This window comes from Salmonella sp. SAL00653 (assembly GCF_046552515.1).
GTDB lineage: Bacteria > Pseudomonadota > Gammaproteobacteria > Enterobacterales > Enterobacteriaceae > Salmonella > Salmonella enterica.
Window position 1 is genome coordinate 351,898 of sequence record NZ_JBGDTY010000001.1, and the last position, 26,472, is coordinate 378,369.

General features: G+C 52.9%; 31 protein-coding genes and 1 other annotated feature. Of the genes, 19 read left to right on the top strand and 12 right to left on the bottom strand.

The window, feature by feature from the left end; all coding sequences use genetic code 11:
• Window positions 1–39 precede the first annotated feature (39 nt).
• On the bottom strand, window positions 40–1,086 hold the full coding sequence (gene sohB / locus ACLJRU_RS01780) for a protease SohB (protein ID WP_000422082.1): 1,047 nt from the start codon (window positions 1,084–1,086) through the stop codon (window positions 40–42).
• A gap of 237 nt (window positions 1,087–1,323) precedes the next feature.
• On the opposite strand from sohB, the gene ACLJRU_RS01785 reads away from it, so the two are divergent.
• Entirely contained in the window at window positions 1,324–2,085 is a 762-nt protein-coding gene (locus tag ACLJRU_RS01785) for a YciK family oxidoreductase (protein ID WP_001540157.1), read from the top strand.
• Window positions 2,082–2,672 carry a cob(I)yrinic acid a,c-diamide adenosyltransferase gene (gene cobO / locus ACLJRU_RS01790; RefSeq protein WP_001278856.1) on the top strand — a complete coding sequence of 197 codons (591 nt, stop codon included), beginning with the start codon at window positions 2,082–2,084 and terminating at the stop codon, window positions 2,670–2,672. Before ACLJRU_RS01785 ends, cobO begins: the two co-directional genes overlap by 4 nt.
• A gap of 86 nt (window positions 2,673–2,758) precedes the next feature.
• Here cobO and rluB read toward each other — a convergent pair whose 3' ends face one another.
• From rluB to rnm, 3 genes are all read right to left on the bottom strand, one after another.
• Window positions 2,759–3,634 (bottom strand): 23S rRNA pseudouridine(2605) synthase RluB, encoded by an 876-nt coding sequence (rluB, locus tag ACLJRU_RS01795; protein ID WP_001291233.1) that lies wholly within the window; start codon window positions 3,632–3,634, stop codon window positions 2,759–2,761.
• Between the two features lie 100 nt (window positions 3,635–3,734).
• Window positions 3,735–4,355: an L-threonylcarbamoyladenylate synthase gene (locus tag ACLJRU_RS01800; protein ID WP_023234977.1), complete on the bottom strand. Its 621-nt coding sequence runs from the start codon at window positions 4,353–4,355 to the stop codon at window positions 3,735–3,737.
• A gap of 7 nt (window positions 4,356–4,362) precedes the next feature.
• Entirely contained in the window at window positions 4,363–5,244 is an 882-nt protein-coding gene (gene rnm, locus ACLJRU_RS01805) for an RNase RNM (RefSeq protein WP_000500436.1), read from the bottom strand.
• A gap of 121 nt (window positions 5,245–5,365) precedes the next feature.
• Between rnm and trpL the strand changes: the two genes are divergently transcribed.
• The 10 genes from trpL (at window position 5,366) to ACLJRU_RS01855 (ending at window position 14,766) form a co-directional block, all read left to right on the top strand.
• Window positions 5,366–5,410 carry a trp operon leader peptide gene (gene trpL / locus ACLJRU_RS01810; RefSeq protein ID WP_010989026.1) on the top strand — a complete coding sequence of 15 codons (45 nt, stop codon included), beginning with the start codon at window positions 5,366–5,368 and terminating at the stop codon, window positions 5,408–5,410.
• Window positions 5,387–5,482 (top strand) — a sequence feature (Trp leader region). Its footprint overlaps the gene before it by 24 nt.
• A gap of 22 nt (window positions 5,483–5,504) precedes the next feature.
• Window positions 5,505–7,067 (top strand): anthranilate synthase component 1, encoded by a 1,563-nt coding sequence (locus ACLJRU_RS01815; RefSeq protein WP_023234979.1) that lies wholly within the window; start codon window positions 5,505–5,507, stop codon window positions 7,065–7,067.
• Window positions 7,067–8,662 carry a bifunctional anthranilate synthase glutamate amidotransferase component TrpG/anthranilate phosphoribosyltransferase TrpD gene (trpD, locus tag ACLJRU_RS01820; RefSeq protein ID WP_023234980.1) on the top strand — a complete coding sequence of 532 codons (1,596 nt, stop codon included), beginning with the start codon at window positions 7,067–7,069 and terminating at the stop codon, window positions 8,660–8,662. Before ACLJRU_RS01815 ends, trpD begins: the two co-directional genes overlap by 1 nt.
• A gap of 3 nt (window positions 8,663–8,665) precedes the next feature.
• Entirely contained in the window at window positions 8,666–10,024 is a 1,359-nt protein-coding gene (gene trpCF, locus ACLJRU_RS01825) for a bifunctional indole-3-glycerol-phosphate synthase TrpC/phosphoribosylanthranilate isomerase TrpF (protein ID WP_023234981.1), read from the top strand.
• 9 nt (window positions 10,025–10,033) lie between these two features.
• Window positions 10,034–11,227 carry a tryptophan synthase subunit beta gene (gene trpB, locus ACLJRU_RS01830; protein WP_001540163.1) on the top strand — a complete coding sequence of 398 codons (1,194 nt, stop codon included), beginning with the start codon at window positions 10,034–10,036 and terminating at the stop codon, window positions 11,225–11,227.
• A complete protein-coding gene (gene trpA / locus ACLJRU_RS01835) occupies window positions 11,227–12,033 on the top strand; it encodes a tryptophan synthase subunit alpha (RefSeq protein WP_000443036.1) in 807 nt (268 codons plus the stop codon). Before trpB ends, trpA begins: the two co-directional genes overlap by 1 nt.
• A 479-nt stretch (window positions 12,034–12,512) precedes the next feature.
• Window positions 12,513–12,695, top strand: a complete 183-nt coding sequence (locus ACLJRU_RS01840) for a general stress protein (RefSeq protein WP_001540164.1) — start codon at window positions 12,513–12,515, stop codon at window positions 12,693–12,695.
• Between the two features lie 89 nt (window positions 12,696–12,784).
• Window positions 12,785–13,288 (top strand): ferritin-like domain-containing protein, encoded by a 504-nt coding sequence (locus tag ACLJRU_RS01845; protein WP_001022822.1) that lies wholly within the window; start codon window positions 12,785–12,787, stop codon window positions 13,286–13,288.
• A gap of 73 nt (window positions 13,289–13,361) precedes the next feature.
• Complete coding sequence (locus ACLJRU_RS01850; protein WP_023234982.1) at window positions 13,362–13,868, top strand: ferritin-like domain-containing protein; 507 nt, start codon at window positions 13,362–13,364, stop codon at window positions 13,866–13,868.
• A 19-nt stretch (window positions 13,869–13,887) separates the two neighbouring features.
• Window positions 13,888–14,766, top strand: a complete 879-nt coding sequence (locus tag ACLJRU_RS01855) for a manganese catalase family protein (protein ID WP_000488354.1) — start codon at window positions 13,888–13,890, stop codon at window positions 14,764–14,766.
• 81 nt (window positions 14,767–14,847) lie between these two features.
• On the opposite strand, the gene ompW is transcribed toward ACLJRU_RS01855, so the two are convergent.
• The gene (ompW, locus tag ACLJRU_RS01860; RefSeq protein ID WP_000714796.1) at window positions 14,848–15,486 is read right to left on the bottom strand and encodes an outer membrane protein OmpW; all 639 of its coding nucleotides are present in this window, start codon (window positions 15,484–15,486) and stop codon (window positions 14,848–14,850) included.
• 337 nt (window positions 15,487–15,823) lie between these two features.
• On the opposite strand from ompW, the gene ACLJRU_RS01865 reads away from it, so the two are divergent.
• The 4 genes from ACLJRU_RS01865 to yciA all read left to right on the top strand — a co-directional run bounded on the left by ACLJRU_RS01865 (window position 15,824) and on the right by yciA (window position 18,155).
• Window positions 15,824–16,228 (top strand): YkgJ family cysteine cluster protein, encoded by a 405-nt coding sequence (locus tag ACLJRU_RS01865; protein ID WP_000114955.1) that lies wholly within the window; start codon window positions 15,824–15,826, stop codon window positions 16,226–16,228.
• Between the two features lie 25 nt (window positions 16,229–16,253).
• Window positions 16,254–16,997, top strand: a complete 744-nt coding sequence (locus ACLJRU_RS01870) for a YciC family protein (RefSeq protein ID WP_000028507.1) — start codon at window positions 16,254–16,256, stop codon at window positions 16,995–16,997.
• Window positions 16,998–17,053: 56 nt separating this feature from the next.
• The gene (locus ACLJRU_RS01875) at window positions 17,054–17,593 is read left to right on the top strand and encodes a septation protein A (RefSeq protein WP_000808682.1); all 540 of its coding nucleotides are present in this window, start codon (window positions 17,054–17,056) and stop codon (window positions 17,591–17,593) included.
• Between the two features lie 160 nt (window positions 17,594–17,753).
• Window positions 17,754–18,155, top strand: a complete 402-nt coding sequence (gene yciA, locus ACLJRU_RS01880; RefSeq protein ID WP_000210317.1) for an acyl-CoA thioester hydrolase YciA — start codon at window positions 17,754–17,756, stop codon at window positions 18,153–18,155.
• A gap of 58 nt (window positions 18,156–18,213) precedes the next feature.
• On the opposite strand, the gene tonB is transcribed toward yciA, so the two are convergent.
• Entirely contained in the window at window positions 18,214–18,936 is a 723-nt protein-coding gene (gene tonB, locus ACLJRU_RS01885; RefSeq protein WP_024148651.1) for a TonB system transport protein TonB, read from the bottom strand.
• Between the two features lie 222 nt (window positions 18,937–19,158).
• Here tonB and ACLJRU_RS01890 point away from each other — a divergent pair, with 222 nt between their 5' ends.
• Window positions 19,159–19,455 (top strand): YciI family protein, encoded by a 297-nt coding sequence (locus ACLJRU_RS01890; RefSeq protein WP_000967605.1) that lies wholly within the window; start codon window positions 19,159–19,161, stop codon window positions 19,453–19,455.
• A gap of 43 nt (window positions 19,456–19,498) precedes the next feature.
• On the opposite strand, the gene ACLJRU_RS01895 is transcribed toward ACLJRU_RS01890, so the two are convergent.
• Window positions 19,499–19,672, bottom strand: coding sequence for a YciY family protein (locus ACLJRU_RS01895; RefSeq protein WP_001531561.1), 174 nt, complete (start codon window positions 19,670–19,672; stop codon window positions 19,499–19,501).
• A gap of 142 nt (window positions 19,673–19,814) precedes the next feature.
• Here ACLJRU_RS01895 and cls point away from each other — a divergent pair, with 142 nt between their 5' ends.
• Entirely contained in the window at window positions 19,815–21,275 is a 1,461-nt protein-coding gene (gene cls, locus ACLJRU_RS01900; RefSeq protein ID WP_000206886.1) for a cardiolipin synthase, read from the top strand.
• A 33-nt stretch (window positions 21,276–21,308) separates the two neighbouring features.
• A complete protein-coding gene (locus ACLJRU_RS01905; RefSeq protein WP_000425070.1) occupies window positions 21,309–21,638 on the top strand; it encodes an HI1450 family dsDNA-mimic protein in 330 nt (109 codons plus the stop codon).
• Between the two features lie 47 nt (window positions 21,639–21,685).
• Here ACLJRU_RS01905 and ACLJRU_RS01910 read toward each other — a convergent pair whose 3' ends face one another.
• The 5 genes from ACLJRU_RS01910 to oppB are packed head-to-tail and all read right to left on the bottom strand — an operon-like array spanning window position 21,686 to window position 26,433.
• Window positions 21,686–22,522, bottom strand: coding sequence for an ion transporter (locus ACLJRU_RS01910; protein ID WP_000059074.1), 837 nt, complete (start codon window positions 22,520–22,522; stop codon window positions 21,686–21,688).
• Window positions 22,523–22,569: 47 nt separating this feature from the next.
• A complete protein-coding gene (gene oppF, locus ACLJRU_RS01915) occupies window positions 22,570–23,574 on the bottom strand; it encodes a murein tripeptide/oligopeptide ABC transporter ATP-binding protein OppF (RefSeq protein ID WP_000994698.1) in 1,005 nt (334 codons plus the stop codon).
• Window positions 23,571–24,578 (bottom strand): ABC transporter ATP-binding protein, encoded by a 1,008-nt coding sequence (locus ACLJRU_RS01920; protein ID WP_000058860.1) that lies wholly within the window; start codon window positions 24,576–24,578, stop codon window positions 23,571–23,573. Before ACLJRU_RS01920 ends, oppF begins: the two co-directional genes overlap by 4 nt.
• Before the next feature lie 11 nt (window positions 24,579–24,589).
• Window positions 24,590–25,498: an oligopeptide ABC transporter permease OppC gene (gene oppC / locus ACLJRU_RS01925; RefSeq protein ID WP_000979653.1), complete on the bottom strand. Its 909-nt coding sequence runs from the start codon at window positions 25,496–25,498 to the stop codon at window positions 24,590–24,592.
• A gap of 14 nt (window positions 25,499–25,512) precedes the next feature.
• The gene (oppB, locus tag ACLJRU_RS01930; RefSeq protein ID WP_000911097.1) at window positions 25,513–26,433 is read right to left on the bottom strand and encodes an oligopeptide ABC transporter permease OppB; all 921 of its coding nucleotides are present in this window, start codon (window positions 26,431–26,433) and stop codon (window positions 25,513–25,515) included.
• Between the last annotated feature and the right edge of the window lie 39 nt (window positions 26,434–26,472).

The window sequence follows — 26,472 nt, forward strand, 5'->3', positions numbered from 1 at the left end:
CATGCCGGATGGCGCTGAATGCCATCCGGCAATAGCGGTTTACATCAACGGCTTTTGTCCACGCTGCCACCAGCGCAGCAGCAGCCGATCCGCGCTTTCCGCCGCGCTGCCGGTAACACGATCGATCAGTTTTTTACGCTGCATATAGCGCACATTCAGCACCTCGCGCCCTTCCATCAGGCCGAGGATAACCTCATCGCTGGTGTTAATCTCATCAACCAGTCCCTTCTCCAGCGCCTGCTGACCGTACCAGTGTTCGCCCGTGGCGACCTGTTCAATGTCCAGAGCCGGACGCATCCGCTGCACAAACTCTTTGAACAGATGGTGCGTTTCGTTGAGATCTTCACGAAACTTCTGCCGCCCTTCTTCCGTATTCTCGCCTAACAAAGTCAGGGTACGTTTGTACTGCCCTGCGGTATGCAGTTCAATATCAATGTCTTTACTTTTGAGAAAGCGGTTAAAGTTCGGGATTTGCGCGACAACACCAATTGACCCCACAATAGCGAACGGCGCCGCGATAATTTTTTCCGCCACGCAGGCCATCATGTAGCCTCCGCTTGCCGCGACTTTATCCACCGTCACGGTCAGCGGAATATTTTTATCGCGCAGGCGCTGCAATTGCGATGCCGCCAGGCCATAGCCGTGCACAACGCCACCGGGGCTTTCCAGACGCACAACCGCCCGATCGCCGGGTTTCGCCACTGCCAGCACCGCCGTGACCTCTTCGCGTAACGCATTAACTTCGTGAGCGTCCATACTGCCTTTGAAATCTATCACCCATACGCGCGGTTTGTCCGATGTCGCAATGTCCCCCAGCTTCGCTTTCGCTTTGGCGGCTTTCGCCTCCTGCTTATGCTTTTTTTTCTGCGCTTTATGCCACAGTTTTTGCTGATGGCCATCCATCAACGCCGCAGCAAGGTCATCCTTCATCTCCTGATACTGCTCGCTCAAATTGGTCACGCGCAGCTCGCCGCGCTGACGTTTGCGTTGCGTAGCATTCACGATCAGCAGCACAATGACGGCAATGGCCACCACAACGGTGACGATTTTTGCCAAAAATAAGCCATATTCAGACAACAATTCCACGACTCCCACCTTGATTAAATAACGCGACTTGCGCTCAGTGTACAACAGGCATCGAAGTCAGTCTCTCTTCATCCGTATGCCTGTTGAGGAAGAAAAAGTATGACAAGACGTTCATTTTACGGCGTTATCGCCCCTGTCTGATTGAAAAAAAAGGCGCTTTCAGGCATAAACCCGAAAAGTTAACGCGAAGATAAGACAACCTGGCAGGACGGTGTACCACGCCGTTGAGGAGTAGCCATGCATTACCAACCGAAACAAGATCTATTGCAAAACCGCATTATTCTGGTCACTGGCGCCAGCGATGGCATTGGGCGGGAAGCCGCGCTCACATATGCGCGTTACGGCGCAACGGTGATTCTGCTGGGACGCAACGAAGAGAAACTGCGTCGGGTCGCGCAGCACATTGCTGACGAGCAACATGTTCAACCACAGTGGTTTACGCTCGATCTGCTGACCTGCACCGCTGAAGAGTGCCGGCAAGTGGCCGACCGCATCGCCGCGCACTATCCCCGCCTGGATGGCATCCTGCACAATGCCGGGTTACTGGGGGAAATCGGCCCAATGAGCGAACAAGATCCGCAGATCTGGCAGGATGTCATGCAGGTAAACGTTAACGCCACCTTTATGCTCACCCAGGCGCTGTTACCGTTATTATTGAAGTCCGATGCCGGCTCGCTGGTCTTTACGTCATCAAGCGTTGGCCGTCAGGGACGCGCCAACTGGGGCGCCTATGCCACCTCGAAGTTTGCTACTGAAGGAATGATGCAGGTGCTGGCGGACGAATACCAGAACCGTCCTCTGCGTGTTAACTGCATTAACCCGGGCGGCACGCGCACCAGTATGCGCGCCAGCGCCTTTCCGACGGAAGATCCACAGAAATTAAAAACGCCTGCCGATATTATGCCGCTTTACCTGTGGCTTATGGGCGACGACAGTCGCCGTAAAACCGGTATGACCTTTGACGCCCAACCGGGCCGTAAACCAGGAATCGCCCAATGAGTGATGAACGTTATCAGCAGCGCCAGCAGAAGGTAAAAGATCGGGTTGACGCCCGTGTCGCCCAGGCACAGGAAGAGCGCGGTATTATTATCGTGTTTACTGGCAATGGTAAGGGCAAAACCACGGCGGCTTTCGGAACTGCCGCCCGCGCCGTAGGACACGGTAAAAACGTAGGCGTGGTGCAATTTATTAAGGGCACCTGGCCCAACGGCGAGCGTAATCTGCTGGAACCGCATGGCGTCGAATTTCAGGTGATGGCAACGGGATTTACCTGGGAGACGCAAAATCGCGAGGCAGACACTGCAGCATGTATGGCCGTTTGGCAGCATGGGAAACGAATGCTGGCCGATCCGCTGCTTGATATGGTAGTACTGGATGAGCTGACCTATATGGTGGCGTATGACTATTTACCGCTGGAAGAGGTCATAAGCGCGCTAAACGCGCGCCCTGGTCACCAGACGGTGATTATTACAGGTCGCGGCTGTCACCGGGATATTCTTGATCTTGCGGATACCGTCAGCGAACTGCGTCCGGTTAAACATGCTTTTGACGCGGGCGTAAAAGCCCAGATGGGAATTGATTATTAACCGTAGGCCGGATTAAGGCGTTTGCGCCGCCATCCGGCACAAACCCTCTTGTCTGATGATCCTCGGCCTATAGACCGCGGTAGAGATTACCCGTTGTTATTACGCCCACCGGAGCGGCGTCCGCCAGCTATCTGGCTGTGGCGTTTTACCGCCCGACGGATCTGGTTCGCTTTCATACGACGACGGTCTTTTTCGACGGCAACCTTCGACGAGGTTTCCGGCGGGAGCTCTACCAGACCACGCAGATAGTTCGTTTGCGCGAGGTCGAGCTCAGTCCAGCCGCCGCGCGGCAGGCCTTTCGGCAGCGGGATATCGCCGTAACGAACGCGGATCAGACGGCTGACCTGAACGCCTACCGCTTCCCACAGTCGGCGAACTTCGCGGTTGCGCCCTTCCGTCAGCGTCACGTTATACCACTGGTTAATGCCTTCGCCGCCGCTGAATTTAATGGTCTTAAATGCCGCCGGGCCATCTTCCAACTGTACGCCACGGCTTAAATCACGCAGTTTCGATTCATCCACCTGACCGAACACGCGCACGGCATATTCACGTTCAACTTCACGACTAGGGTGCATCAGGCGGTTCGCCAGTTCACCGTCGGTGGTAAACAACAATAGCCCGCAGGTGTTGACATCCAGACGTCCTACCGCAATCCACCGCGCGCCGCGCAGTTTCGGTAAGCGATCAAAAACGGTTGGCCGCCCTTCAGGGTCATTGCGGGTACACAGTTCACCTTCTGGTTTGTAATAGGCCAGAACGCGGCAAATTTGTTCCGCCGACTCTTTCACCGAAATCAGGTGACCGTCAATACGGATTTTCAAACCGGGAGTGACTTCAACACGATCGCCAAGCGTGGCGATTTTACCGTCAACGCTGACACGTCCCGCTTCAATAATGGATTCGATTTCACGGCGAGAGCCGTGGCCAGCGCGCGCCAGCACTTTTTGTAACTTTTCGCTCATAGAGCTTCCTTCAGGTGTCGCCTTCACAGGCGTCGAACAGGAGAATGAACGGCGCGTTGCCGCGCCATTTTAAGGCCGCGTAGTATACAGGCTTACGCCCTTATAAGAAAGGTGTAACGTCGCCGACGCCTTCGCGCAGCACCACCGGGGAGTCATTGGTCAAATCGATTACCGTGGTAGGCTGTTGGCCGAGGTAACCGCCGTGGATGATCAGAGCCACCTGCTTCTCCAGCCGATCTTTAATCTCCTCCGGGTCCGACTCGGTAAAATCGCTGCCAGGCAGCATCAACGACGTCGAGAGCATCGGTTCGCCCAGCGTATCCAACAACGCCAGCGCAATCGGGTTTGACGGTACGCGCAGGCCGATAGTTTTACGCTTTTCCTGCAACAGACGGCGCGGCACCTCTTTTGTCCCCTTCAGGATAAAGGTGTAGTTACCCGGCGTATTGTTTTTCATCAGACGAAACGCCACGTTGTCGACGTAGGAGTAGGTCGACAACTCGGACAAATCACGGCACATCAGCGTGAAGTTGTGGCCGTCCGGCAGATGGCGGATGCGGCAAATGCGCTCCATTGCGCCTTTGTCTTCAATTTTACAACCCAGGGCATAGCCGGAATCGGTTGGATAAACAATAACACCGCCTTTACGCACAATGTCGACGGCCTGATTAATCAGCCGTTGCTGTGGGTTATCCGGATGGATATAAAAAAACTGGCTCATACTTCCCTCACTGTGATATTTGCGGCTGTTCCCATGTCTGCCATACGCCTTCAACGCCAGCGGGCAGCCAGAGTTTACGCCCCAACTCAATCCACGGGCAGGGCTGATGGAAATCAGATCCAAGCGATGCCCATAAATGATGCTGACGCGCAAGCGTCGCCAGTTGGGTGCGTTCATTGGGCGATTGTTGGCACTGCGCCACTTCCATCGCGTCGCCGTGATGGTCGGCAAATTGCGCCACTAATCTTTTCAGCCACTTAGCGCTAAGGTCGTAGCGTCCCGGATGGGCCAACACCGCCTTACCGCCAGAATGATGAATGACATCAATAGCTTGTTCTATTGTACACCACTGCGGCGGAACGTAACCGGTTTTCCCACGCGCGAGATATTTTTTAAAAACATCCGCCATGGTCGCGGCTTTGCCGCACTCCACCAGAAAGCGGGCGAAGTGGCCGCGCGTCACCGCGCCGCCATTGGCCAGTCTCAATGCCCCTTCCCACGCGCCGGGAATATGGGCTTTTTCCAGACGCTCCGCAATGAGCCGACCACGCGCCTGACGCCGCTGTGTCTGCTGCGCCAGAAAATCGCGCATTGCCGGGTGCGCAATATCAATATTCAGACCCACAATGTGAATCTCATGATTCTCCCAGACCGTTGAAATCTCCACGCCAGGAATAAGATTCAGGGCCAGCCCGCAACGTGAAATTTCTTCTCTTGCCGCAGGAATCGCGGCTGTGGTGTCATGATCGGTAATCGCCAGCGTGCCGACTCGCATCTCTACCGCACGGTGTACTAATGTTTCTGGCGTCAACAGTCCATCGGACGCCGTGGTATGACTGTGCAGATCGTAAATCACTGCGTAATTCGTGTCGCTCAAGGCGGCTCCCATAGAGATAAAGTTATGTCATGTACATCATAACGGTTCCGGCAAATATACTGAAATAGGTGTTGACATTATTCCATCGAACTAGTTAACTAGTACGAAAGTTCACATGAAGAGGGTATCTAAAATGGCAGCGACATTTGCATTACACGGTTGGTGGCGCACTTCCTGATAGCGGGCGGTGTATGAACAGCTGTAATCAGCCAAACGATACCCGGCCCGCCTGTTAAGCGGGCTTTTTTTTGAACAAAATAATGAGAATAACCATGCAAACACCAAAACCCACGCTCGAACTATTGACCTGCGATGCCGCCTACCGGGAAAACCCAACGGCGCTTTTTCATCAGGTCTGCGGCGATCGCCCGGCAACGCTGCTGCTGGAATCCGCGGATATCGACAGTAAAGACGATTTAAAAAGCCTGCTGCTGGTAGATAGCGCGCTGCGCATTACCGCTTTAGGTGACACTGTCACTATTCAAGCGTTATCTGATAATGGCGCCTCGTTATTGCCGCTCCTGGATACCGCCCTGCCCGCTGGCGTGGAGAACGAGGTCCTGCCTGCCGGTCGCATTCTACGCTTTCCGCCCGTCAGCCCATTATTAGATGAAGACGCCCGTTTGTGCTCTCTGTCGGTATTTGATGCGTTCCGCCTGTTACAGGGAGTGGTGAACATACCGACGCAAGAGCGGGAGGCTATGTTTTTCGGCGGTCTGTTTGCCTACGACCTGGTCGCTGGCTTTGAAGCGCTGCCACACCTTGAGGCTGGCAATAACTGCCCGGACTACTGCTTTTATTTAGCGGAAACGCTGATGGTGATAGATCATCAGAAAAAAAGCACCCGTATTCAGGCCAGTCTGTTCACCGCCAGCGACCGGGAAAAACAGCGTCTGAACGCCCGCCTGGCGTACCTTAGCCAACAGTTAACCCAGCCTGCGCCGCCGTTGCCGGTGACGCCGGTGCCGGACATGCGCTGCGAATGCAATCAGAGCGATAACGCGTTCAGCGCGGTGGTACGCCAGTTGCAAAAAGCCATCCGCGCGGGCGAGATATTTCAGGTGGTGCCGTCGCGTCGCTTTTCACTGCCCTGCCCGTCGCCGTTGGCTGCCTACTACGTGCTGAAAAAGAGCAACCCCAGCCCGTATATGTTCTTTATGCAGGATAATGATTTCACGCTTTTCGGCGCGTCGCCGGAAAGCTCGCTGAAATATGACGCCGCCAGCCGTCAGATTGAGATTTACCCCATCGCGGGTACCCGTCCACGCGGTCGCCGCGCCGATGGTACGCTGGACAGAGATCTCGACACCCGTATTGAGCTGGATATGCGTACCGACCATAAAGAGCTTTCCGAACATCTGATGCTGGTCGATCTGGCGCGCAATGACCTGGCGCGCATCTGTACGCCGGGCAGTCGCTACGTTGCCGATCTGACAAAAGTTGACCGCTATTCGTACGTGATGCATCTGGTTTCCCGGGTGGTGGGCGAACTGCGTCACGATCTCGACGCGCTGCACGCCTATCGCGCCTGCATGAACATGGGCACCCTGAGCGGCGCGCCGAAAGTACGCGCCATGCAGTTGATTGCCGATGCGGAAGGACAGCGCCGCGGCAGCTATGGCGGCGCGGTCGGTTACTTCACCGCCCACGGCGATCTGGACACCTGTATTGTTATCCGCTCCGCGCTGGTGGAGAACGGTATCGCCACCGTACAGGCGGGCGCCGGAATTGTGCTGGACTCGGTTCCGCAGTCTGAAGCCGATGAAACCCGTAATAAAGCGCGCGCCGTATTGCGTGCTATCGCCACCGCGCATCATGCACAGGAGACCTTCTGATGACTGATATTCTGCTGCTCGATAACATCGACTCGTTTACCTGGAACCTGGCAGATCAGCTACGGACCAACGGTCATAACGTGGTGATTTACCGTAACCATATTCCGGCGCAGACGCTTATCGATCGCCTGGCGACAATGAAAAATCCGGTGCTAATGCTCTCCCCCGGTCCGGGCGTTCCCAGCGAGGCAGGCTGTATGCCGGAGCTGCTGACCCGACTACGCGGCAAGTTACCGATCATCGGCATTTGTCTGGGGCATCAGGCGATTGTCGAAGCTTACGGCGGTTATGTCGGTCAGGCGGGAGAAATTCTGCATGGTAAAGCCTCCAGCATTGAGCATGACGGTCAGGCGATGTTCGCCGGGCTGGCGAATCCGCTACCGGTCGCGCGTTATCATTCGCTGGTCGGCAGTAATGTTCCTGCCGGGCTGACCATTAATGCCCATTTCAACGGCATGGTGATGGCGGTACGTCATGATGCGGATCGCGTTTGCGGTTTTCAATTTCATCCTGAGTCCATCCTGACGACACAGGGCGCGCGTCTACTGGAGCAAACATTAGCCTGGGCGCAGCAAAAGCTGGAGCCGACCAACACCCTACAGCCGATTCTGGAGAAACTCTATCAGGCGCAAACACTGACGCAACAAGAGAGCCATCAGTTGTTTTCGGCGGTCGTCCGCGGCGAACTTAAGCCTGAACAGCTCGCCGCCGCGCTGGTGAGCATGAAAATTCGCGGCGAGCATCCCAATGAAATTGCCGGCGCCGCCACTGCGTTGCTGGAAAATGCCGCCCCGTTCCCGCGCCCGGAGTATCTGTTTGCGGATATCGTTGGTACCGGCGGCGATGGCAGCAACAGTATCAATATCTCTACCGCCAGCGCCTTTGTCGCGGCGGCCTGTGGACTGAAAGTGGCGAAACACGGCAACCGCAGCGTGTCCAGCAAATCGGGGTCATCCGATCTGTTGGCGGCGTTCGGTATTAATCTGGATATGAACGCCGATAAATCACGTCAGGCGTTAGATGAACTGGGCGTCTGTTTCCTGTTCGCGCCGAAATATCACACCGGATTCCGTCACGCGATGCCGGTTCGCCAACAGTTAAAAACGCGAACCCTGTTCAACGTACTCGGCCCGCTGATCAATCCGGCGCATCCGCCGCTGGCGTTGATTGGCGTCCATAGCCCGGAACTGGTGCTGCCGATTGCGGAAACCTTACGGGTACTGGGCTATCAGCGCGCGGCGGTAGTACATAGCGGCGGCATGGATGAGGTTTCGCTCCATGCACCGACGATTGTCGCGGAGCTGCATGACGGCGAAATTAAAAGCTATCAACTGACGGCGGAGGATTTTGGCCTGACGCCTTACCATCAGGATCAGTTGGCTGGCGGCACGCCGGAAGAAAACCGTGACATTCTGACGCGGTTATTACAAGGTAAAGGCGATGCCGCGCATGAGGCCGCCGTCGCCGCCAACGTGGCGATGCTGATGCGTCTGCATGGTCAGGAAGATCTCAAGGCCAACGCGCAAACCGTGCTTGATGTTCTGCGCAACGGCACCGCATATGACAGAGTCACCGCACTGGCGGCAAGAGGGTAAATAATGCAAACCGTTTTAGCGAAAATCGTCGCAGACAAGGCGATTTGGGTAGAAGCCCGCAAACAGCAACAGCCGCTGGCCAGTTTTCAAAATGAGATCCAGCCAAGTACACGCCATTTTTATGATGCGCTCCAGGGCGCGCGTACCGCCTTTATTCTGGAGTGTAAGAAAGCATCGCCATCAAAAGGCGTGATTCGCGATGATTTCGATCCGGCGCGTATTGCCAGTATTTATCAACATTACGCCTCGGCGATCTCGGTGCTCACCGACGAAAAATATTTTCAGGGGAGCTTCGATTTTCTGCCGATCGTTAGCCAAAGCGCGCCGCAGCCGATTCTGTGTAAGGATTTTATTATCGATCCCTATCAGATCTACCTTGCCCGTTACTATCAGGCCGATGCCTGTTTACTGATGCTCTCGGTTCTGGATGACGAACAGTATCGCCAGCTCTCCGCCGTCGCGCACAGTCTGAAAATGGGCGTGCTCACGGAGGTCAGTAATGACGAAGAACGGGAGCGCGCGATAGCGTTAGGCGCAAAAGTGGTAGGTATCAACAATCGCGATCTGCGCGATCTGTCGATTGATTTGAATCGCACCCGCCAGCTGGCGCCAAAACTGGGCCACGGCGTGACTGTCATCAGCGAGTCCGGGATTAACACCTATGGTCAGGTACGCGAACTGAGCCACTTCGCTAACGGTTTTTTAATTGGCTCGGCGTTAATGGCGCATGACGATCTTAACGCCGCCGTCCGTCGCGTGCTGCTTGGCGAAAATAAAGTCTGCGGCCTGACCCGCGCCCAGGACGCTAAAGCGGCCTGTGACGCTGGCGCAATATATGGCGGGTTGATTTTTGTGCCCTCATCTCCACGCGCGGTGAGCGTTGAGCAGGCGCGAGAAGTGATAAGCGGCGCGCCATTGCAGTATGTCGGCGTTTTCCAGAACGCTGATATCGCCGATGTTTGCCAGAAAGCCGCCGTCCTGTCGCTTTCTGCCGTACAGCTACATGGCAGCGAAGACCAGGCGTATGTCAACGCGCTGCGCGAGGCGTTGCCCAAACAGGTGCAAATCTGGAAGGCGCTGAGCGTTAGCGATGCCCTTCCCGCACGCGATTATTACCATGTCGATAAATACATTTTCGACAATGGGCAAGGCGGCAGCGGGCAGCGCTTCGACTGGTCACTGCTACAGGGGCAACCGCTGGATAATGTGTTACTGGCGGGCGGGCTGGCGGCCGATAACTGCGTCCAGGCGGCGCAAGTCGGCTGTGCCGGTCTCGATTTTAATTCAGGTGTGGAGTCACAGCCGGGCATCAAAGATGCTCGTCTTCTGGCCTCAGTTTTTCAGACACTGCGCGCATATTAAGGAAAAAACATGACAACACTTCTCAACCCCTACTTTGGTGAATTCGGCGGCATGTATGTGCCGCAGATCCTGATGCCTGCGCTGAACCAGCTTGAAGAGGCCTTCGTCAGCGCGCAAAAAGATCCTGAATTTCAGGCGCAATTCGCCGATCTGCTAAAAAACTACGCGGGACGCCCCACCGCGCTGACGAAATGCCAGAACATTACCGCCGGTACGCGTACCACGTTGTATTTAAAGCGCGAAGATTTACTGCACGGCGGCGCGCACAAAACTAATCAGGTACTGGGTCAGGCGCTGCTGGCCAAACGGATGGGGAAAAGCGAGATTATCGCTGAAACCGGCGCCGGTCAGCACGGCGTCGCCTCTGCGCTCGCCAGCGCCCTGCTGGGTCTGAAATGCCGTATCTATATGGGTGCCAAAGACGTTGAGCGCCAGTCGCCGAACGTCTTCCGTATGCGTCTGATGGGCGCTGAGGTCATCCCGGTTCATAGCGGCTCCGCTACGCTAAAAGATGCCTGTAACGAGGCGCTGCGCGACTGGTCCGGTAGTTACGAAACCGCGCACTATATGCTCGGCACGGCGGCAGGACCGCATCCCTATCCTACCATCGTTCGCGAGTTCCAACGCATGATTGGCGAAGAGACGAAAGCGCAAATCCTCGACAAAGAGGGCCGTCTGCCAGATGCCGTTATCGCTTGCGTCGGTGGCGGCTCAAACGCTATCGGGATGTTTGCGGATTTTATTAATGATACCAGCGTCGGGCTAATAGGCGTTGAACCTGGCGGTCACGGTATTGAAACCGGCAAGCATGGTGCGCCGCTTAAACATGGTCGCGTTGGCATCTATTTCGGGATGAAAGCGCCGATGATGCAAACAGCAGACGGGCAAATTGAAGAGTCCTATTCCATTTCCGCCGGGCTCGATTTCCCATCCGTTGGGCCGCAACATGCGTACCTGAACAGCATCGGACGCGCGGATTATGTCTCCATTACCGATGATGAGGCGCTGGAAGCCTTCAAAACGTTGTGCCGCCATGAGGGAATTATCCCGGCGCTGGAATCCTCCCACGCGTTGGCGCACGCTCTGAAAATGATGCGCGAGCAGCCGGAAAAAGAGCAACTGCTGGTGGTCAATCTCTCTGGCCGCGGTGATAAAGACATCTTTACCGTACACGATATCCTGAAAGCGCGAGGGGAAATCTGATGGAACGCTACGAAAATTTATTTGCACAGCTCAACGATCGCCGGGAAGGCGCTTTTGTCCCCTTCGTAACTCTGGGCGACCCTGGCATTGAACAGTCACTGAAAATTATCGACACACTGATTGACTCTGGCGCCGACGCTCTGGAACTGGGGGTTCCCTTCTCCGATCCGCTGGCCGATGGCCCTACCATCCAGAATGCGAACTTACGCGCCTTCGCCGCTGGCGTCACGCCGGCTCAGTGTTTTGAAATGCTGGCGCTGATTCGTGAAAAACACCCGACAATTCCGATTGGCCTGCTAATGTACGCGAATCTGGTGTTCAATAACGGCATAGATGCGTTCTATGCCCGTTGTGAACAGGTTGGCGTAGATTCCGTGCTGGTCGCAGATGTCCCGGTTGAAGAATCGGCCCCCTTCCGCCAGGCGGCGTTACGGCATAACATCGCGCCGATCTTCATCTGCCCGCCAAATGCGGATGACGATCTTCTGCGCCAGGTCGCATCTTACGGCCGCGGTTACACCTACCTGCTTTCGCGTTCGGGCGTCACCGGCGCAGAAAACCGTGGCGCATTGCCGTTGCATCATCTCATTGAGAAGCTTAAAGAGTACCATGCCGCGCCTGCGTTACAGGGCTTCGGTATCTCCTCGCCGGAACAGGTGTCTGCGGCCGTGCGTGCCGGGGCGGCTGGCGCTATCTCCGGCTCAGCCATTGTCAAGATTATCGAGAAAAACCTCGCGTCTCCCGAACAGATGTTGGCGGAGCTCAGGTCCTTTGTCTCAGCCATGAAAGCCGCCAGCCGCGCATAACGGGTTAAGCCGTCAGCATAACGCTGGCGGCTTAATGAGTGGCTGGCGCCGAACCAGAATCACGATTCAGACGTACATCATCAATCTTTTTGGTGTTATTCCCCGTCCAGCTTTCAAAAAGTCTGAAGTCAATTTTTGCTAAGAAAACTCCTAATCACGCCGAAAAATTTAGCGTTTTCACGTCAATTTCCCCCGCCTTTATGTAAAGAAATGCCAATAAACAATGCACCAACGTTTCTATGGCCGCAGATAGTGACGCTTGTTATTAATAACAATGCAAAGCATTTTCTGTTAAATCGCTTATTCTAAAAGAAAATATAGAATATATTATCTCTAAACCATTTTTTGTGCGTTATTTACGCGGTAAATCACAACTATTTCCGTCAATTTGACTAATCGGTTTAACCAACTAATTTTAATAGGGTGTCGACACGGTTAAAACCGATTTTTTCAGCAAGCAACGAGACAGGAGAAATAATATGGCCGAACATCGTGGTGGTTCAGGAAATTTCGCCGGGAATCGTGAAAAAGCATCTGAAGCGGGCCGCAAAGGCGGTCAGCATAGCGGCGGGAATTTCAAAAACGATCCGCAACGAGCTTCTGAAGCCGGTAAAAAAGGTGGTCAGAATAGTCACGGCGGACGTAAATCCGATAATTCCTGATTTACTGTAATGTAAATATAACACATGCTTTTATCAAGCAATCTGCGAGTCTTCTGGCTCGCAGTATTTTGCCCAGGAGAATTAGATTTATGAATATCAAAACCGTTGAAGACCTTTTTATCCATCTACTTTCAGATACCTATAGTGCAGAAAAACAATTAACCAAGGCTCTTCCTAAACTTGCCAGAGCCACGTCCAATGAAAAATTAAGCCAGGCCTTTCAATCTCATCTTGAAGAAACCCAGGGTCAGATTGAACGTATTGATCAGATCGTCGAATCTGAATCTGGCATTAAACTGAAAAGAATGAAATGCGTCGCTATGGAAGGGCTGATTGAAGAAGCCAATGAAGTCATCGAAAGTACGGAGAAAAACGAAGTACGCGATGCAGCGCTTATCGCCGCGGCGCAAAAAGTCGAGCATTACGAAATCGCCAGCTACGGCACGCTAGCTACCCTGGCCGAGCAGCTCGGCTATAGCAAGGCATTAAAACTGCTCAAAGAAACCCTCGACGAGGAAAAACAAACTGATTTAAAACTTACCGATTTAGCAGTCAGCAATGTTAATAAAAGTGCTGAACGCAAATCGAAATAATATTTTTAATTATCAGCTTGCATGATTCCGATTTTATTATCGGAGCAGATTATCACGCATTGAGGAATATAAAATGAATTATACTGAACATTATCATAACTGGCTTCGTGACGCCCATGCCATGGAAAAACAGGCAGAATCGATGCTTGAATCTATGGCCAGCCGTATTGAAAATTACCCTGATATAAAAGCCAGAATTGAACAACATATTAGTGAAACCAAACATCAAATTACCATGCTCGAAGAAGTGTTGGACCGTAATGGCATTTCCCGTTCGGTGTTGAAAGACTCCATGAGTAAAATGGCAGCAATGGGGCAATCTATCGGTGGCATGTTCCCTTCCGATGAAATTGTCAAAGGCTCAATTAGCGGTTATGTTTTCGAGCAGTTCGAAATTGCTTGTTATACCTCCCTGCTGGCGGCGGCAAAAAAAGCTGGCGACACTGCCTCAATTCCGACGATTGAAGCCATTCTGAAAGAAGAAATGCAAATGGCTGACTGGCTGATCAAACATATTCCGCAGACAACGGAACAATTTTTACTGCGATCTGAAGCAGATGGCGTTGAAGCCAAAAAATAAATAATAAGCAGGAGGCAATATGTTTCGACACGTAAAACAACTTCAATATACTGTGCGAGTGAGCGAACCTAATCCTGGATTAGCGAACCTGCTGCTGGAACAGTTTGGCGGCCCGCAGGGCGAACTGGCGGCCGCCTGCCGCTACTTCACGCAAGGTTTAAGCGATGATGATGCCGGTCGTAGAGAGATGTTAATGGACATCGCCACCGAGGAGCTGAGTCATCTGGAAATTATCGGCTCACTGGTAGGAATGCTTAATAAAGGCGCTAAAGGCGAGCTGGCGGAAGGCACCGAAAGCGAAGCGGAACTTTATCGCTCGCTGACGCAGAATGGTAATGACAGCCATATCACCTCTCTGCTGTATGGCGGCGGCCCGGCGTTGACGAACTCCGGCGGCGTACCGTGGACCGCGGCTTATATTGATACTATCGGCGAAGTCACAGCCGATCTACGCTCAAACATCGCGGCAGAGGCGCGAGCGAAGATCATTTATGAACGCCTGATTAATCTGACCGACGATCCCGGCGTAAAAGACACGCTCAGTTTCTTAATGACCCGTGAAGTCGCGCACCAGCTCTCTTTTGAAAAGGCGCTGTATTCGATTCGTAACAACTTCCCGCCGGGTAAATTACCGCCGGTAGAACAGTATACCGACGTGTACTACAACATGTCGCAAGGCGACGATCCGCGAGGTAGCTGGAATAGCGATGAGAACTTCAACTATGTCGCAGAACCGATGCCTGCTGTTGATGGCGGCGATGGCCTGGCGACAGTGAAATTGCCGCGCGAGCAGATGGCGCTGCTCAAAGCGATGGCAGAAAGAACGAAATCGGACCCCACCGTTGATCCTCTCACTGGCGCAGAACTAGGCTGCGGCGAACCGAAAGAAGACAAGTGAGTTCCGACAAGTAAAATCCGTGTGTCATGTCCTTTTTTGACCCCGCCTGGCGGGGTCTTTTTTCGTCACAACATCACGCGATTAGAAACGATAGCCTGCCGAGAACATAAATACCCATGGGTCCAGACGCACGCTGTCATGATGCTGAACGCCGCCCATTTTATAATTGGCGGTAGTATCAATATCCATGTACCAGACAGAGGCGCCAATTAACCAGTCGCGGTTAATCAGGTAATCTACCCCAACTTGCCCTGCCGCGCCCCAGGAATCCTTAAAGCTCAGATCGGACAGCCCGGCATTTTTACCATTATCGTTAAAGTCGTTATCGAAGAAGGTGGTGTAGTTCACCCCCACGCCGACATAAGGACGCACTTTGCTGCTGGAATCGCCGAAGTACCACTGCGCCATTAATGTTGGCGGTAACAGGTGAACCGTGGCGATATCTCCCGTCGCGCCCGTACCCACCTTATGGTGGAACGGCGTGGCCGCCAGCAATTCAACCCCGATATTGTCCGTCGCCATGTAAGTGAATGTCAGGCCGAGTTGCGTGTTATTACTCACATCAAACCCGTTTAAATGCCCCAGCGTACCACCCGCCCCTTCTGTAGGTCTGACGGTTGCCGGACCTGCACGCATAAAGAATTCTCCGGCTTCGTGCGCGAACGCGCTGCCTGAGAGAAGAGTTGTTAACGCCAGTGCCGCCACTGTAAATTTTTTCATACCCGCTCCATCGTTATGGTTATAAAAGCGTGATGAATATACCCACAATGAAGTAATAAGTGATCTAACACAGATCACATTTGCTCTTATAATTTAACATTTATTGATCCAGATTAATTTAGAACTTGTATTGAAAATCCTGGTTATAGGAATTCAGATCAATTTTGACATATTCACGCTATGCAAATATTTGTCTGCTCCTGTTGCCCTGGCGATAAAGGCTGGCTAAGGTAATCAATGTCCCGCAATGGCGCGTGGCGTTAAGATTCGCGAACACTGCGGGACAGATTAATTTCCGTTGTAATCTATTGATACGTGAGTTTTTTGCAGGTGAATCATGAGCGTTCTTAACCCATGCATGACATGCGGTGCCTGTTGTGCCTATTTTCGTGTCTCCTTTTATTGGGCTGAAGGCGACGATGCCAGCGGGCGCGTTCCGGCGTCATTAACCGAGCCTGTTACCCCTTTTTTACGTTGTATGGCCGGTACCAACCAAAAACAGCCGCACTGTAAAGCGCTAATTGGCACGCCGGGTGAAAACGTCAGTTGCGCTATTTATGAAAACCGCCCTTCAACCTGTCGCGAATTTTCGATATCGGGCGAAGGAGGCGAAGTGAATGAGGCGTGTAATCGCGCCCGCGCGCGATACGGATTACCGCCGCTTTACAAAGATATGCTTTTCCATACAACTGCTGATGCTGCCACTGTAGAGTTATCCAGGGTACAATTGCCCGCAAATTAACACCTGCAAAACTCAAGGAGAGTGCATGTCTATCACGGCGAAGTCCGTTTACCGTGACGCCGGAAATTTTTTCCGAAATCAATTTATTACTATCTTGCTGGTTTCGTTGCTGTGCGCATTTATCACGGTGGTCTTAGGTCATGCCTTTTCACCCAGCGATGCGCAAATCGCGCAACTCAGCGAAGGAGAACATCTGGCAGGCAGCGCTGGCCTGTTTGAGCTGGTACAAAATATGACGCCGGAGCAGCAGCAGATCCTGTTGCGCGCCTCTGCCGCCTCGACGTTTTCCGGGCTTATCGGCAACGCTATTCTGGCCGGCGGTATCATCCTGATGATTCAGTTAGTTTCAGCGGGACATCGGGTTAGCGCGCTGCGCGCTATCGGCGCCAGCGCCCCTGCATTGCCTAAACTGTTTATTCTCATTTTTCTGACTACCCTGTTAGTGCAAATCGGTATAATGCTGATTGTCGTTCCGGGGATTATTATGGCCATTGTGCTGGCGCTTGCGCCAGTGATGTTGGTTGAAGAGAAAATGGGCGTGTTTGCCGCAATGCGCAGCAGTATGCGTTTAGCCTGGGCTAACATGAGACTGGTCGCGCCTGCGGTGATAGGCTGGTTACTGGCTAAAACATTGCTATTGCTGTTCGCGCCCAGCTTCGCTGTACTGACCCCAAATGTAGGCGCTGTACTGGCGAATACGTTGAGCAATCTGATTTCCGCAGTATTGCTTATCTACTTATTCCGCCTGTATATGTTGATTCGCCAATAATCCGCAATGCGCCGTTACGCGGCGCATTCGACGCTCGTTGATGATGGAATCGAAGAATGAAGCAGTTTCTGGATTTTTTACCGCTGGTTGTCTTTTTTGCGTTTTATAAACTTTATGACATCTATGCGGCGACCTCCGCACTGATTGTCGCGACGGCAATCGTGCTGATTTATAGCTGGGTGCGCTATCGGAAAATAGAGAAGATGGCGCTGATTACCTTTGTTCTGGTTGCCGTCTTCGGCGGTCTGACGCTCTTCTTCCATAACGATGAATTTATTAAATGGAAGGTGACGGTTATTTATGCGCTGTTCGCCGGCGCGCTGTTAATAAGCCAGTGGGTGATGAAAAAACCGTTAATCCAACGTATGTTAGGTAAAGAACTGGCGTTGCCGCAGCAGGTCTGGTCAAAGCTGAACCTGGCGTGGGCGCTGTTTTTTATTGCGTGCGGTCTGGCTAACATTTATATCGCCTTCTGGTTGCCGCAAAATATCTGGGTCAACTTTAAGGTCTTTGGACTCACGGCGCTGACGCTCATTTTTACCCTGCTGAGCGGCGTCTATATCTACCGGCATCTGCCACAGGAAGATAAATCATAACCCTCCCGTGACTTATCATCGCCAGACTGCGAACGCCTGGCGATATTTTCTCCGCCTTTACGCCCTGCGCTTTCCCGTCAGTACCTTTATTCCCACTATTCTCCACACAAAATTCATAGTAGCATCGCGGCTGTAATTTTTTCTGATAGTCGGTTTTACAATGACAACAATGGATAATACTCCTCAGGGCGAGCTGGTTTTACGTACATTGGCCATGCCTGCCGATACCAATGCGAACGGCGATATTTTTGGCGGCTGGCTGATGTCGCAAATGGATATTGGCGGCGCGATACTGGCCAAAGAGATCGCGCACGGTCGGGTTGTAACCGTACGCGTGGAAGGAATGACATTTCTGCGCCCCGTCGCGGTTGGCGATGTCGTATGCTGCTACGCGCGCTGCGTTAAACGCGGTACGACGTCTATTAGCATCAATATTGAAGTCTGGGTGAAAAAAGTCGCGTCAGAACCGATTGGACAGCGCTACAAGGCCACCGAGGCGCTGTTTATTTATGTTGCCGTCGATCCGGACGGTAAACCTCGCCCGCTCCCGGTTCAGGGTTAAGTATACCCGCTTACGCCGCCAGCAGGTGATGGTATATTCCTACTGGCGGCGCCAGAGATTACTCAATCTGCGCCGTACCGTTCAGACGGAAGATAATATTGACCACCAGCCCGGAACCCGGCTTGCCTGCTTCATAGCGCCATTTGCGCATCGCATTCTTAACTTCACGCTCAAACATATTGGCTGGCTGCGCGGATAGAATCTGTACATTTTCCACTCGCCCAGCAGAGGTCACGTCAAACTTCACCTTTACGCGGCCTTCAATACGTAACGCCTGTGCTCGCGCCGGATACTGCGGCTGGTTACGGCTCAGAGCGCGAGGTCCAGTGGGCACGCTCACCGCGGGCTTGCTGGTCGCCGATGCGGTGCTGCTTGTTGGCCGCACCGGGGCGCTATTTTCAAACGGTGAGGCAGGACGCGGCGCGGCTGGTTTGACTTCGCGCTTCGGCTGCTCTTCAACCTTTTTCACCGGTTTCGGTTTTGGCTTGGGTTTTGGCTTAGGTTTGGGTTTCTCAATCACCACGGGCGCTTCTTTAGGCGGTTCAGGGATCGGCTCTGGCTCCGGTTCGGGTTCAACCACCGGCTCCGGCGGCGGCTGAACCGCCTGGGGAGGCTCCAGGTCGGCGGGTGAAACCATTGTCACCGTGATAGGCTGCGCTGGCGCAGGCAATTCAATAACCTGATGTACCGAGGTATAGAGCAAACCTGCCACTACAGCACCATGAATGCCTACGGAAAGGAGTGTCAGCCAGGGAAAGCGACGAGGTAAATCAAGGGTCATTGAAGTCATAATCGTTTCAGTTGAAAAACCAGAGCTGAATTTTAAATGCAAATAGCAATCATATTCAATAAGGCATTGCCGATAGCGGCATTTAAAAGATGATATCGCGCAAAAAACCACACAAAATGTGCATGTTTAACAAAGTCGGTATCTTTACATTGCAGTTAAATGCCCTTTCCAATAACGTAATCAGCAACTTTTACCGATTAAGGAGCTCTACCCGTGCTGTATGTTATTTACGCTCAGGACAATGCCAACTCGCTTGAAAAACGCCTCTCGGTACGGCCCGCGCATCTGGCGCGCCTGCAACTTCTGCATGATGAAGGGCGATTATTAACTGCCGGGCCGATGCCCGCAGTGGACAGTAACGATCCTGGGGTAGCCGGATTTACCGGGTCAACGGTCATTGCTGAATTTGAATCTTTAGAAGCAGCGCAATCCTGGGCTGATGCGGATCCCTACGTCGCAGCGGGCGTCTATGCACAGGTTTCGGTCAAACCGTATAAGAAGATCTTTTGAAAAGGATGGCCTGTTGGGCACCGCATACGGTGCCCTTTCTGGCTCACACACCGTGAATCGCAAAGAGTAATGAATTACGCTGACGATTAAAGATACATTTCCTGATAGTATGGATACGCATATTACGGCGTGATTGCCCTTCAAGCCAACGCGCTTTACGGCGGCTCGCCTGACGTAGCATTCGCCAGCGCCCCACTTCCGTTCTACTACGCTTCATGTTTACGACTCTCACTGTAACAGAAGCGCCATTATACCCCCTCGCCGGATGCAGACCAGCGCTTTTCCCGTGTTTTTATTTGCCATGTGAATCCTGACGCGTAAACTCTTAACAACACGCTTTCTAAAGGATTTTTAAAGTTATGACAACCTTCTACACCGTGGTGAGTTGGCTGGTCATTTTGGGATACTGGGTTCTCATTGCCGGCGTCACATTACGTATTCTAATGAAACGGCGCGCAGTTCCCTCCGCAATGGCCTGGTTGTTAATCATCTATATCCTTCCGCTGGTCGGGATCATCGCCTATTTGTCCGTGGGCGAATTGCATTTAGGCAAACGTCGCGCCGAGCGTGCCCGCGCCATGTGGCCGTCTACCGCCAAATGGTTGAATGACCTCAAAGCCTGCAAACACATTTTCGCGCAAGAAAACAGTAGCGTCGCATCGTCCTTGTTTAAGCTGTGCGAACGACGTCAGGGGATTGCGGGCGTCAAAGGCAACCAGTTGCAATTGCTTACCGACTCCGATGATGTCATGCAGGCGCTTATTCGCGATATCCAACTGGCGCGGCATAATATCGAAATGGTGTTTTACATCTGGCAGCCAGGCGGCATGGCGGATCAGGTCGCTGAATCGTTAATGGCCGCCGCCCGCCGCGGCATCCACTGCCGGCTTATGCTGGACTCCGCGGGTAGCGTCGCTTTCTTCCGCAGCCCCTGGGCGGCCATGATGCGTAACGCTGGCATTGAAGTCGTAGAGGCGCTAAAGGTGAATCTGATGCGCGTCTTTTTACGCCGTATGGATCTTCGCCAGCACCGTAAAATGGTGATGATTGACAATTACATCGCCTATACCGGCAGTATGAATATGGTGGACCCGCGTTTTTTCAAACAGGATGCCGGCGTTGGGCAATGGGTCGATTTGATGGCGCGGATGGAGGGCCCCGTGGCGACAGCAATGGGGATTGTTTACTCCTGCGATTGGGAAATCGAGACGGGTAAACGCATTCTGCCTCCCCCGCCGGATGTGAATATTATGCCGTTTGAGCAGGCCAGCGGGCATACCATTCATACCATTGCTTCCGGCCCTGGTTTTCCGGAAGATCTCATTCACCAGGCACTATTAACCGCCACCTATGCTGCGCGCGAATATTTAATTATGACCACGCCATATTTCGTCCCCAGCGACGATCTGCTGCACGCTATTTGTACCGCTGCGCAGCGCGGCGTGGATGTCAGTATTATCCTGCCCCGTAAAAATGATTCACTGCTCGTCGGCTGGGCCAGTCGCGCCTTTTTTAGCGAGTTACTGGCGGCGGGCGTGAAAATCTATCAGTTCGAAGGCGGGCTGTTACATACCAAAAGCGTGCTGGTCGATGGCGAACTGAGCCTGGTCGGTACCGTGAATCTCGACATGCGTAGCCTGTGGCTTAATTTCGAGATTACGCTGGTCATTGATGATACGGGTTTCGGCGCCGATCTGGCTGCGGTACAGGACGATTATATTTCGCGCTCCCGCCTGTTAGATGCGCGTTTGTGGGTAAAACGTCCGTTATGGCAGCGTATTACCGAGCGATTGTTTTACTTCTTTAGTCCATTGCTGTAAAACGTGACCAACATGAGTAAACAGGTAGTCACTATGGAAATGGATCTGAACAATCGCCTGACTGAAGACGAAACGCTTGAGCAGGCTTACGATATTTTTCTTGAGCTGGCGGCGGATAATCTTGATCCGGCTGATATCATTCTGTTCAATTTGCAATTCGAGGAGCGCGGCGGCGCGGAGTTGTTTGATCCCGCTGAAGACTGGCAAGAGCACGTCGATTTTGACCTGAATCCAGACTTTTTTGCCGAGGTGGTAATTGGCCTGGCGGATACCGAAGACGGCGAAATTAACGACATTTTCGCCCGCGTTCTGCTGTGCCGGGAAAAGGACCACAAGCTGTGCCATATTCTCTGGCGCGAATAAGCGGTTCAGGCCGGATGGCGTCTGATTGCGCCCTCCGGCAAGCCTGTTTAATCCGGTAGCTTACTGCCGCATCGGTTACAATATTGCGCGCTATGTTCATGCTGGCTTTGCTGGCACTGCGGACATTTTCGCTGCCAGTGACGTTTTTGAAACGCGCTGCTCATGTGCGTGGTAATCAGTCCTGTAGGAATCGCAATCACCGAATAACCAATCAAAATAAGCACCGACGCGACAATACGTCCCAGCGGCGTATGCGGCGTAATATCACCGTACCCCACGGTTGTGACTGTCACTATCGCCCAATACACCGAGGCATTAAGCGTCGTGAAGCCATATTTCGGTCCTTCAATAAGATACATCAGGGCACCGAAAATAATCATCACGATCGCAATAAATGAATAGAACAGAATAAGCTGATGACGCGCGCTAATAATGGCGCTCCAGAATACGCGCAGGGATGGCATAAAGCGTAGCAGTTTAAGAATACGCAGCACGCGAATCGCTCGCATAGCACGCCAGGCGAACATATAGTTCAGACTAATTTCCGGCCACAGCCACATGACGTACAGCGGCAAAATCGTCACCAGATCAATAAATCCCCAGAAACTAAAAACGTATTTTGCCGGTTCGGGCCAGCTAAACAGTCTGAGCAAGTATTCACCGGTAAATATCAGGGTAACGCAGAGCTCCAGCCAGACAAAAATATGCCATTCATCAAATGTCAGGTGATATTCCGTTCCTACGCCTGATTCAACAAAAATGACCAGTACGCTAAGCAGCGCAAACAGCGCGCATAACCCTTCAAAACGGCGACCTGAGCGCGTAGTCAAATCGAACAGATTATGATAAAGACGACGGCGAACCGACGACAAAGAAAGTGACACGGTAACCTCACCTAAAAGAAGGGCTGACGAATTGTCAGCCCTTGCGATTATAACGGGTCTACTTTAAGGCAGGAAACGGCATGGCGAAAACTTCCTTCCAGCACCGGTCGCGTTTGCGCGCATTCTGGCCCGGCTAGCGGACAGCGTGTACGGAACACGCAGCCGGAAGGCGGGTTAATGGGCGAAGGTAATTCGCCCTCCAGCAATTGTATCTTCTTATTTCGCTCCAGATCGGGATCGGGAATCGGTACCGCCGACATCAGCGCTTTGGTATAAGGATGCAGTGGATTATGGTACACCTCATCATAGGTGCCCAATTCTACTGCATGACCGAGATACATCACCAAGACACGATCGGATATGTGCTTTACGACCGCCAGGTCGTGCGCAATAAAAATCAACGACAGCCCCATCTCTCGCTGTAACTGCTGGAGCAAATTCACCACCTGCGCCTGAATAGAAACGTCCAGCGCCGACACCGGCTCATCGCAAATAATGAGCTTAGGTTCCAGGATCAACGCCCGGGCGATACCGATGCGCTGGCACTGCCCCCCGGAAAACTCATGGGGATAACGGTTGATGAGATTCGGCAGCAGCCCCACTTTCAGCATCATGGCTTTCACGCGGTCACGCACGTCCTGGCGCGAAAGTTTAGGATGATAAGTGCGCAGCGGTTCCGCGATAATTTCGCCAATCGTCATTCGCGGGTTGAGTGACGCCAGCGGGTCCTGGAAAATCATCTGGATATCGCTGCGCACTTCGCGCCACTCATCCGCTTTCATGCCCAACAGATCTTTTCCCAGCCAGGCGACTTTACCGTCTGTCGCCTTCACCAGACCAATAATGGCGCGCGCAAACGTCGACTTGCCGCAGCCGGATTCACCCACCACGCCAAGCGTTTCGCCTTCATACAGGCGTAGCGTAACGCCGTCCACCGCTTTCAGAGTTTTCGGCGGTTGCCAGAACCACTGCTTCCCTTCTTTGATATCAAAATGTACTTTCAGATCGGCGATTTCGAGGAGAACTTTACGTTGTTCAATCACAGCATTCATAGCAGTTCCTCCACCGGTTTAAAACAGGCGCGCAAGCGACCAGGACTAAACGCTTCAAGTGGCGGCGCATTATTGCAGATCTCCATCGCATGAGGACAACGCGGCTGGAACGGACAACCTTTAGGCAAACGCAATAAATTGGGAGGATTGCCCGGAATCGTCAACATTTCCGCCCCCTCGCTATCCAGACGCGGCACCGCATTAAGCAAGCCTATCGAATACGGATGAACGGGCTGATAAAAGACATCGCGCGCCTTACCGTATTCCATGGTACGCCCGGCATACATTACCAGGACCTTATCGCAAATACCCGCGACCACGCCCAGATCGTGGGTAATCATGATAATGGCGGTATTAAATTCGCGCTTTAGCTCATTAAGCAAGGTCATAATCTGCGCCTGCACGGTAACATCAAGCGCGGTGGTAGGCTCATCGGCAATAAGCAGTTTCGGCCTGCACAACAGCGCCATCGCAATCATCACACGTTGACGCATTCCGCCGGAAAATTCGTGCGGGTACATTTTCATCCGTTTGCGCGCTTCCGGCATTTTTACGGCATCCAGCATTCTGACGGACTCTTCAAAAGCTTCCGCTTTGCTCACCCCTTTATGCAGCATCAGGACTTCCATTAACTGCTCCCCAACGCGCATATAAGGATTTAGCGAGGTCATCGGGTCCTGAAAAATCATCGAAATCTGTTCTGCGCGCAGCGTATTCAGTTCGCGCTCAGGTAGATTAAGAATTTCACGTCCGTTGAAGGTCGCGGAACCGCCGATTCGACCATTCGTCGCCAGCAGTCCCATTAATGCGAACGCCGTTTGCGATTTCCCCGATCCAGACTCGCCAACAATACCTAACGTTTCTCCAGCGCGAAGCGTAAAGTTCAGATCGTTGACCGCCGTCACATCGCCATCAGGCGTAGCGAACGTAACACGAAGATCGTTTACCTCCAGCAGTACATTCGCCGGTTGCGGCGCCTGAGTTGCGGTTTCTGATAAGCTCATGGCTGTACTCCTTAACGATCTTTCGGGTCGAGGGCATCACGCAGGCCATCGCCAATAAAGTTAAAACAGAATAACGTCACCACGAGAAAGCCAGCCGGAAACAGCAGCAGCCACGGTGAGACTTCCATTGAATTTGCGCCATCGCTCAATAACGCTCCCCAACTGCTTAACGGTTCCTGCGTCCCAAGCCCCAGGAAACTGAGGAAAGACTCAAACAGAATCATGCTGGGCACCAGCAACGATGCATACACTACCACTACGCCCAGGACGTTAGGCACAATATGGCGGATCACAATGCTGGCAGTCGACACACCACCCACCTGCGCGGCTTCGATGAATTCTTTACGTTTAAGACTTAGGGTTTGGCCACGCACGATACGCGCCATATCAAGCCAGGAGACCATGCCGATGGCGACGAAAATCAACAGAATGTTCTGCCCAAAAAACGTCACCAGCAAAATCACAAAGAACATAAACGGGAACGAGTTGAGGATCTCCAACAAACGCATCATCACAGAATCAATTTTGCCGCCCAGATAGCCGGACAGCGAGCCATACAGCGTTCCGACAATGACCGCCACCAGCGCGGCGGCAATCCCGACCATTAATGAGATACGCCCGCCGATGGCAACGCGCACCAACAGATCGCGCCCGGAAGAGTCAGTGCCGAAATAGTGACCGGACGCCATATCCGGCGCACTGGACATCATGCCCCAGTCGGTATCGAAATAGGTAAATTGCGACAGCATAGGCGCCACTGTCACGAACAGGGCTATCAGAAACAGGACAATAAGACTGGCCACCGCCGCACGGTTATGCATAAAGCGCCGACGGGCATCTTGCCAAAGGCTGCGACCTTCCACCTCCAGCTTTTCACTGAAATTTTCCAGCGTCTCGCTGTTTTTCTTACTTAACATCATCGCGAGCTCCAGTATCAATAGCGAATTTTCGGGTCGATAACGGCATAGAGCACATCGACAATGGCGTTAAATAATATGGTCAGCGCCCCGACCAGAATGGTCAAACTTAACACCAGCGAGTAATCGCGGTTGAGCGCGCCATTAACGAAAAGCTGCCCAATGCCCGGTAAGCCATAAATAGTTTCAATCACCATTGAGCCGGTAATAATGCCGACAAAGGCTGGCCCCATATAGGATAAAACCGGCAGCAGCGCAGGTTTTAACGCATGGCGGAAGATGATTCTGCGCATCGGTAATCCTTTTGCCCGCGCGGTACGAATAAAGTTCGAATGCAGAACTTCAATCATTGAGCCGCGCGTAATACGAGCGATGCTGGCAATATAGGCCAGTGAAAGCGCGACCATCGGCAGGATCATAAATTTTAACGCCCCGCCGTTCCAGCCGCCGCCAGGCAGCCATTGCAAGGTTATCGCAAAGACCATCACCAGTAACGGCGCCACCACAAAACTGGGGATAACGACGCCGGTCATGGCAAATCCCATCACCGTATAATCCCATCGCGTATTTTGCTTTAGCGCGGCAATCACGCCAGCGCTGACACCAATAATGACCGCCAGCAAAAAAGCGGCGGCGCCAAGTTTCGCCGAAACGGGGAAGCTGGCGGCAACCAGATCGTTGACCGTGTAATCTTTATATTTAAACGATGGTCCAAAATCGCCATGCGCCAGCTGCTTCAGGTAGCTGAAGTACTGCGTCATGATGGGATCGTTCAGATGATATTTTGCTTCAATATTGGCCAGCACTTCCGGCGGCAATGCGCGCTCGCCGGTAAAAGGACTCCCCGGCGCGAGGCGCATCATAAAGAAAGAGATGGTAATAAGAATAAACAGCGTCGGAATCGCTTCCAGACAGCGGCGTAAAATAAATTTCAACATTGCCCGTACCTTCTGGCCTGTGCCTTTACTTCCCGGACG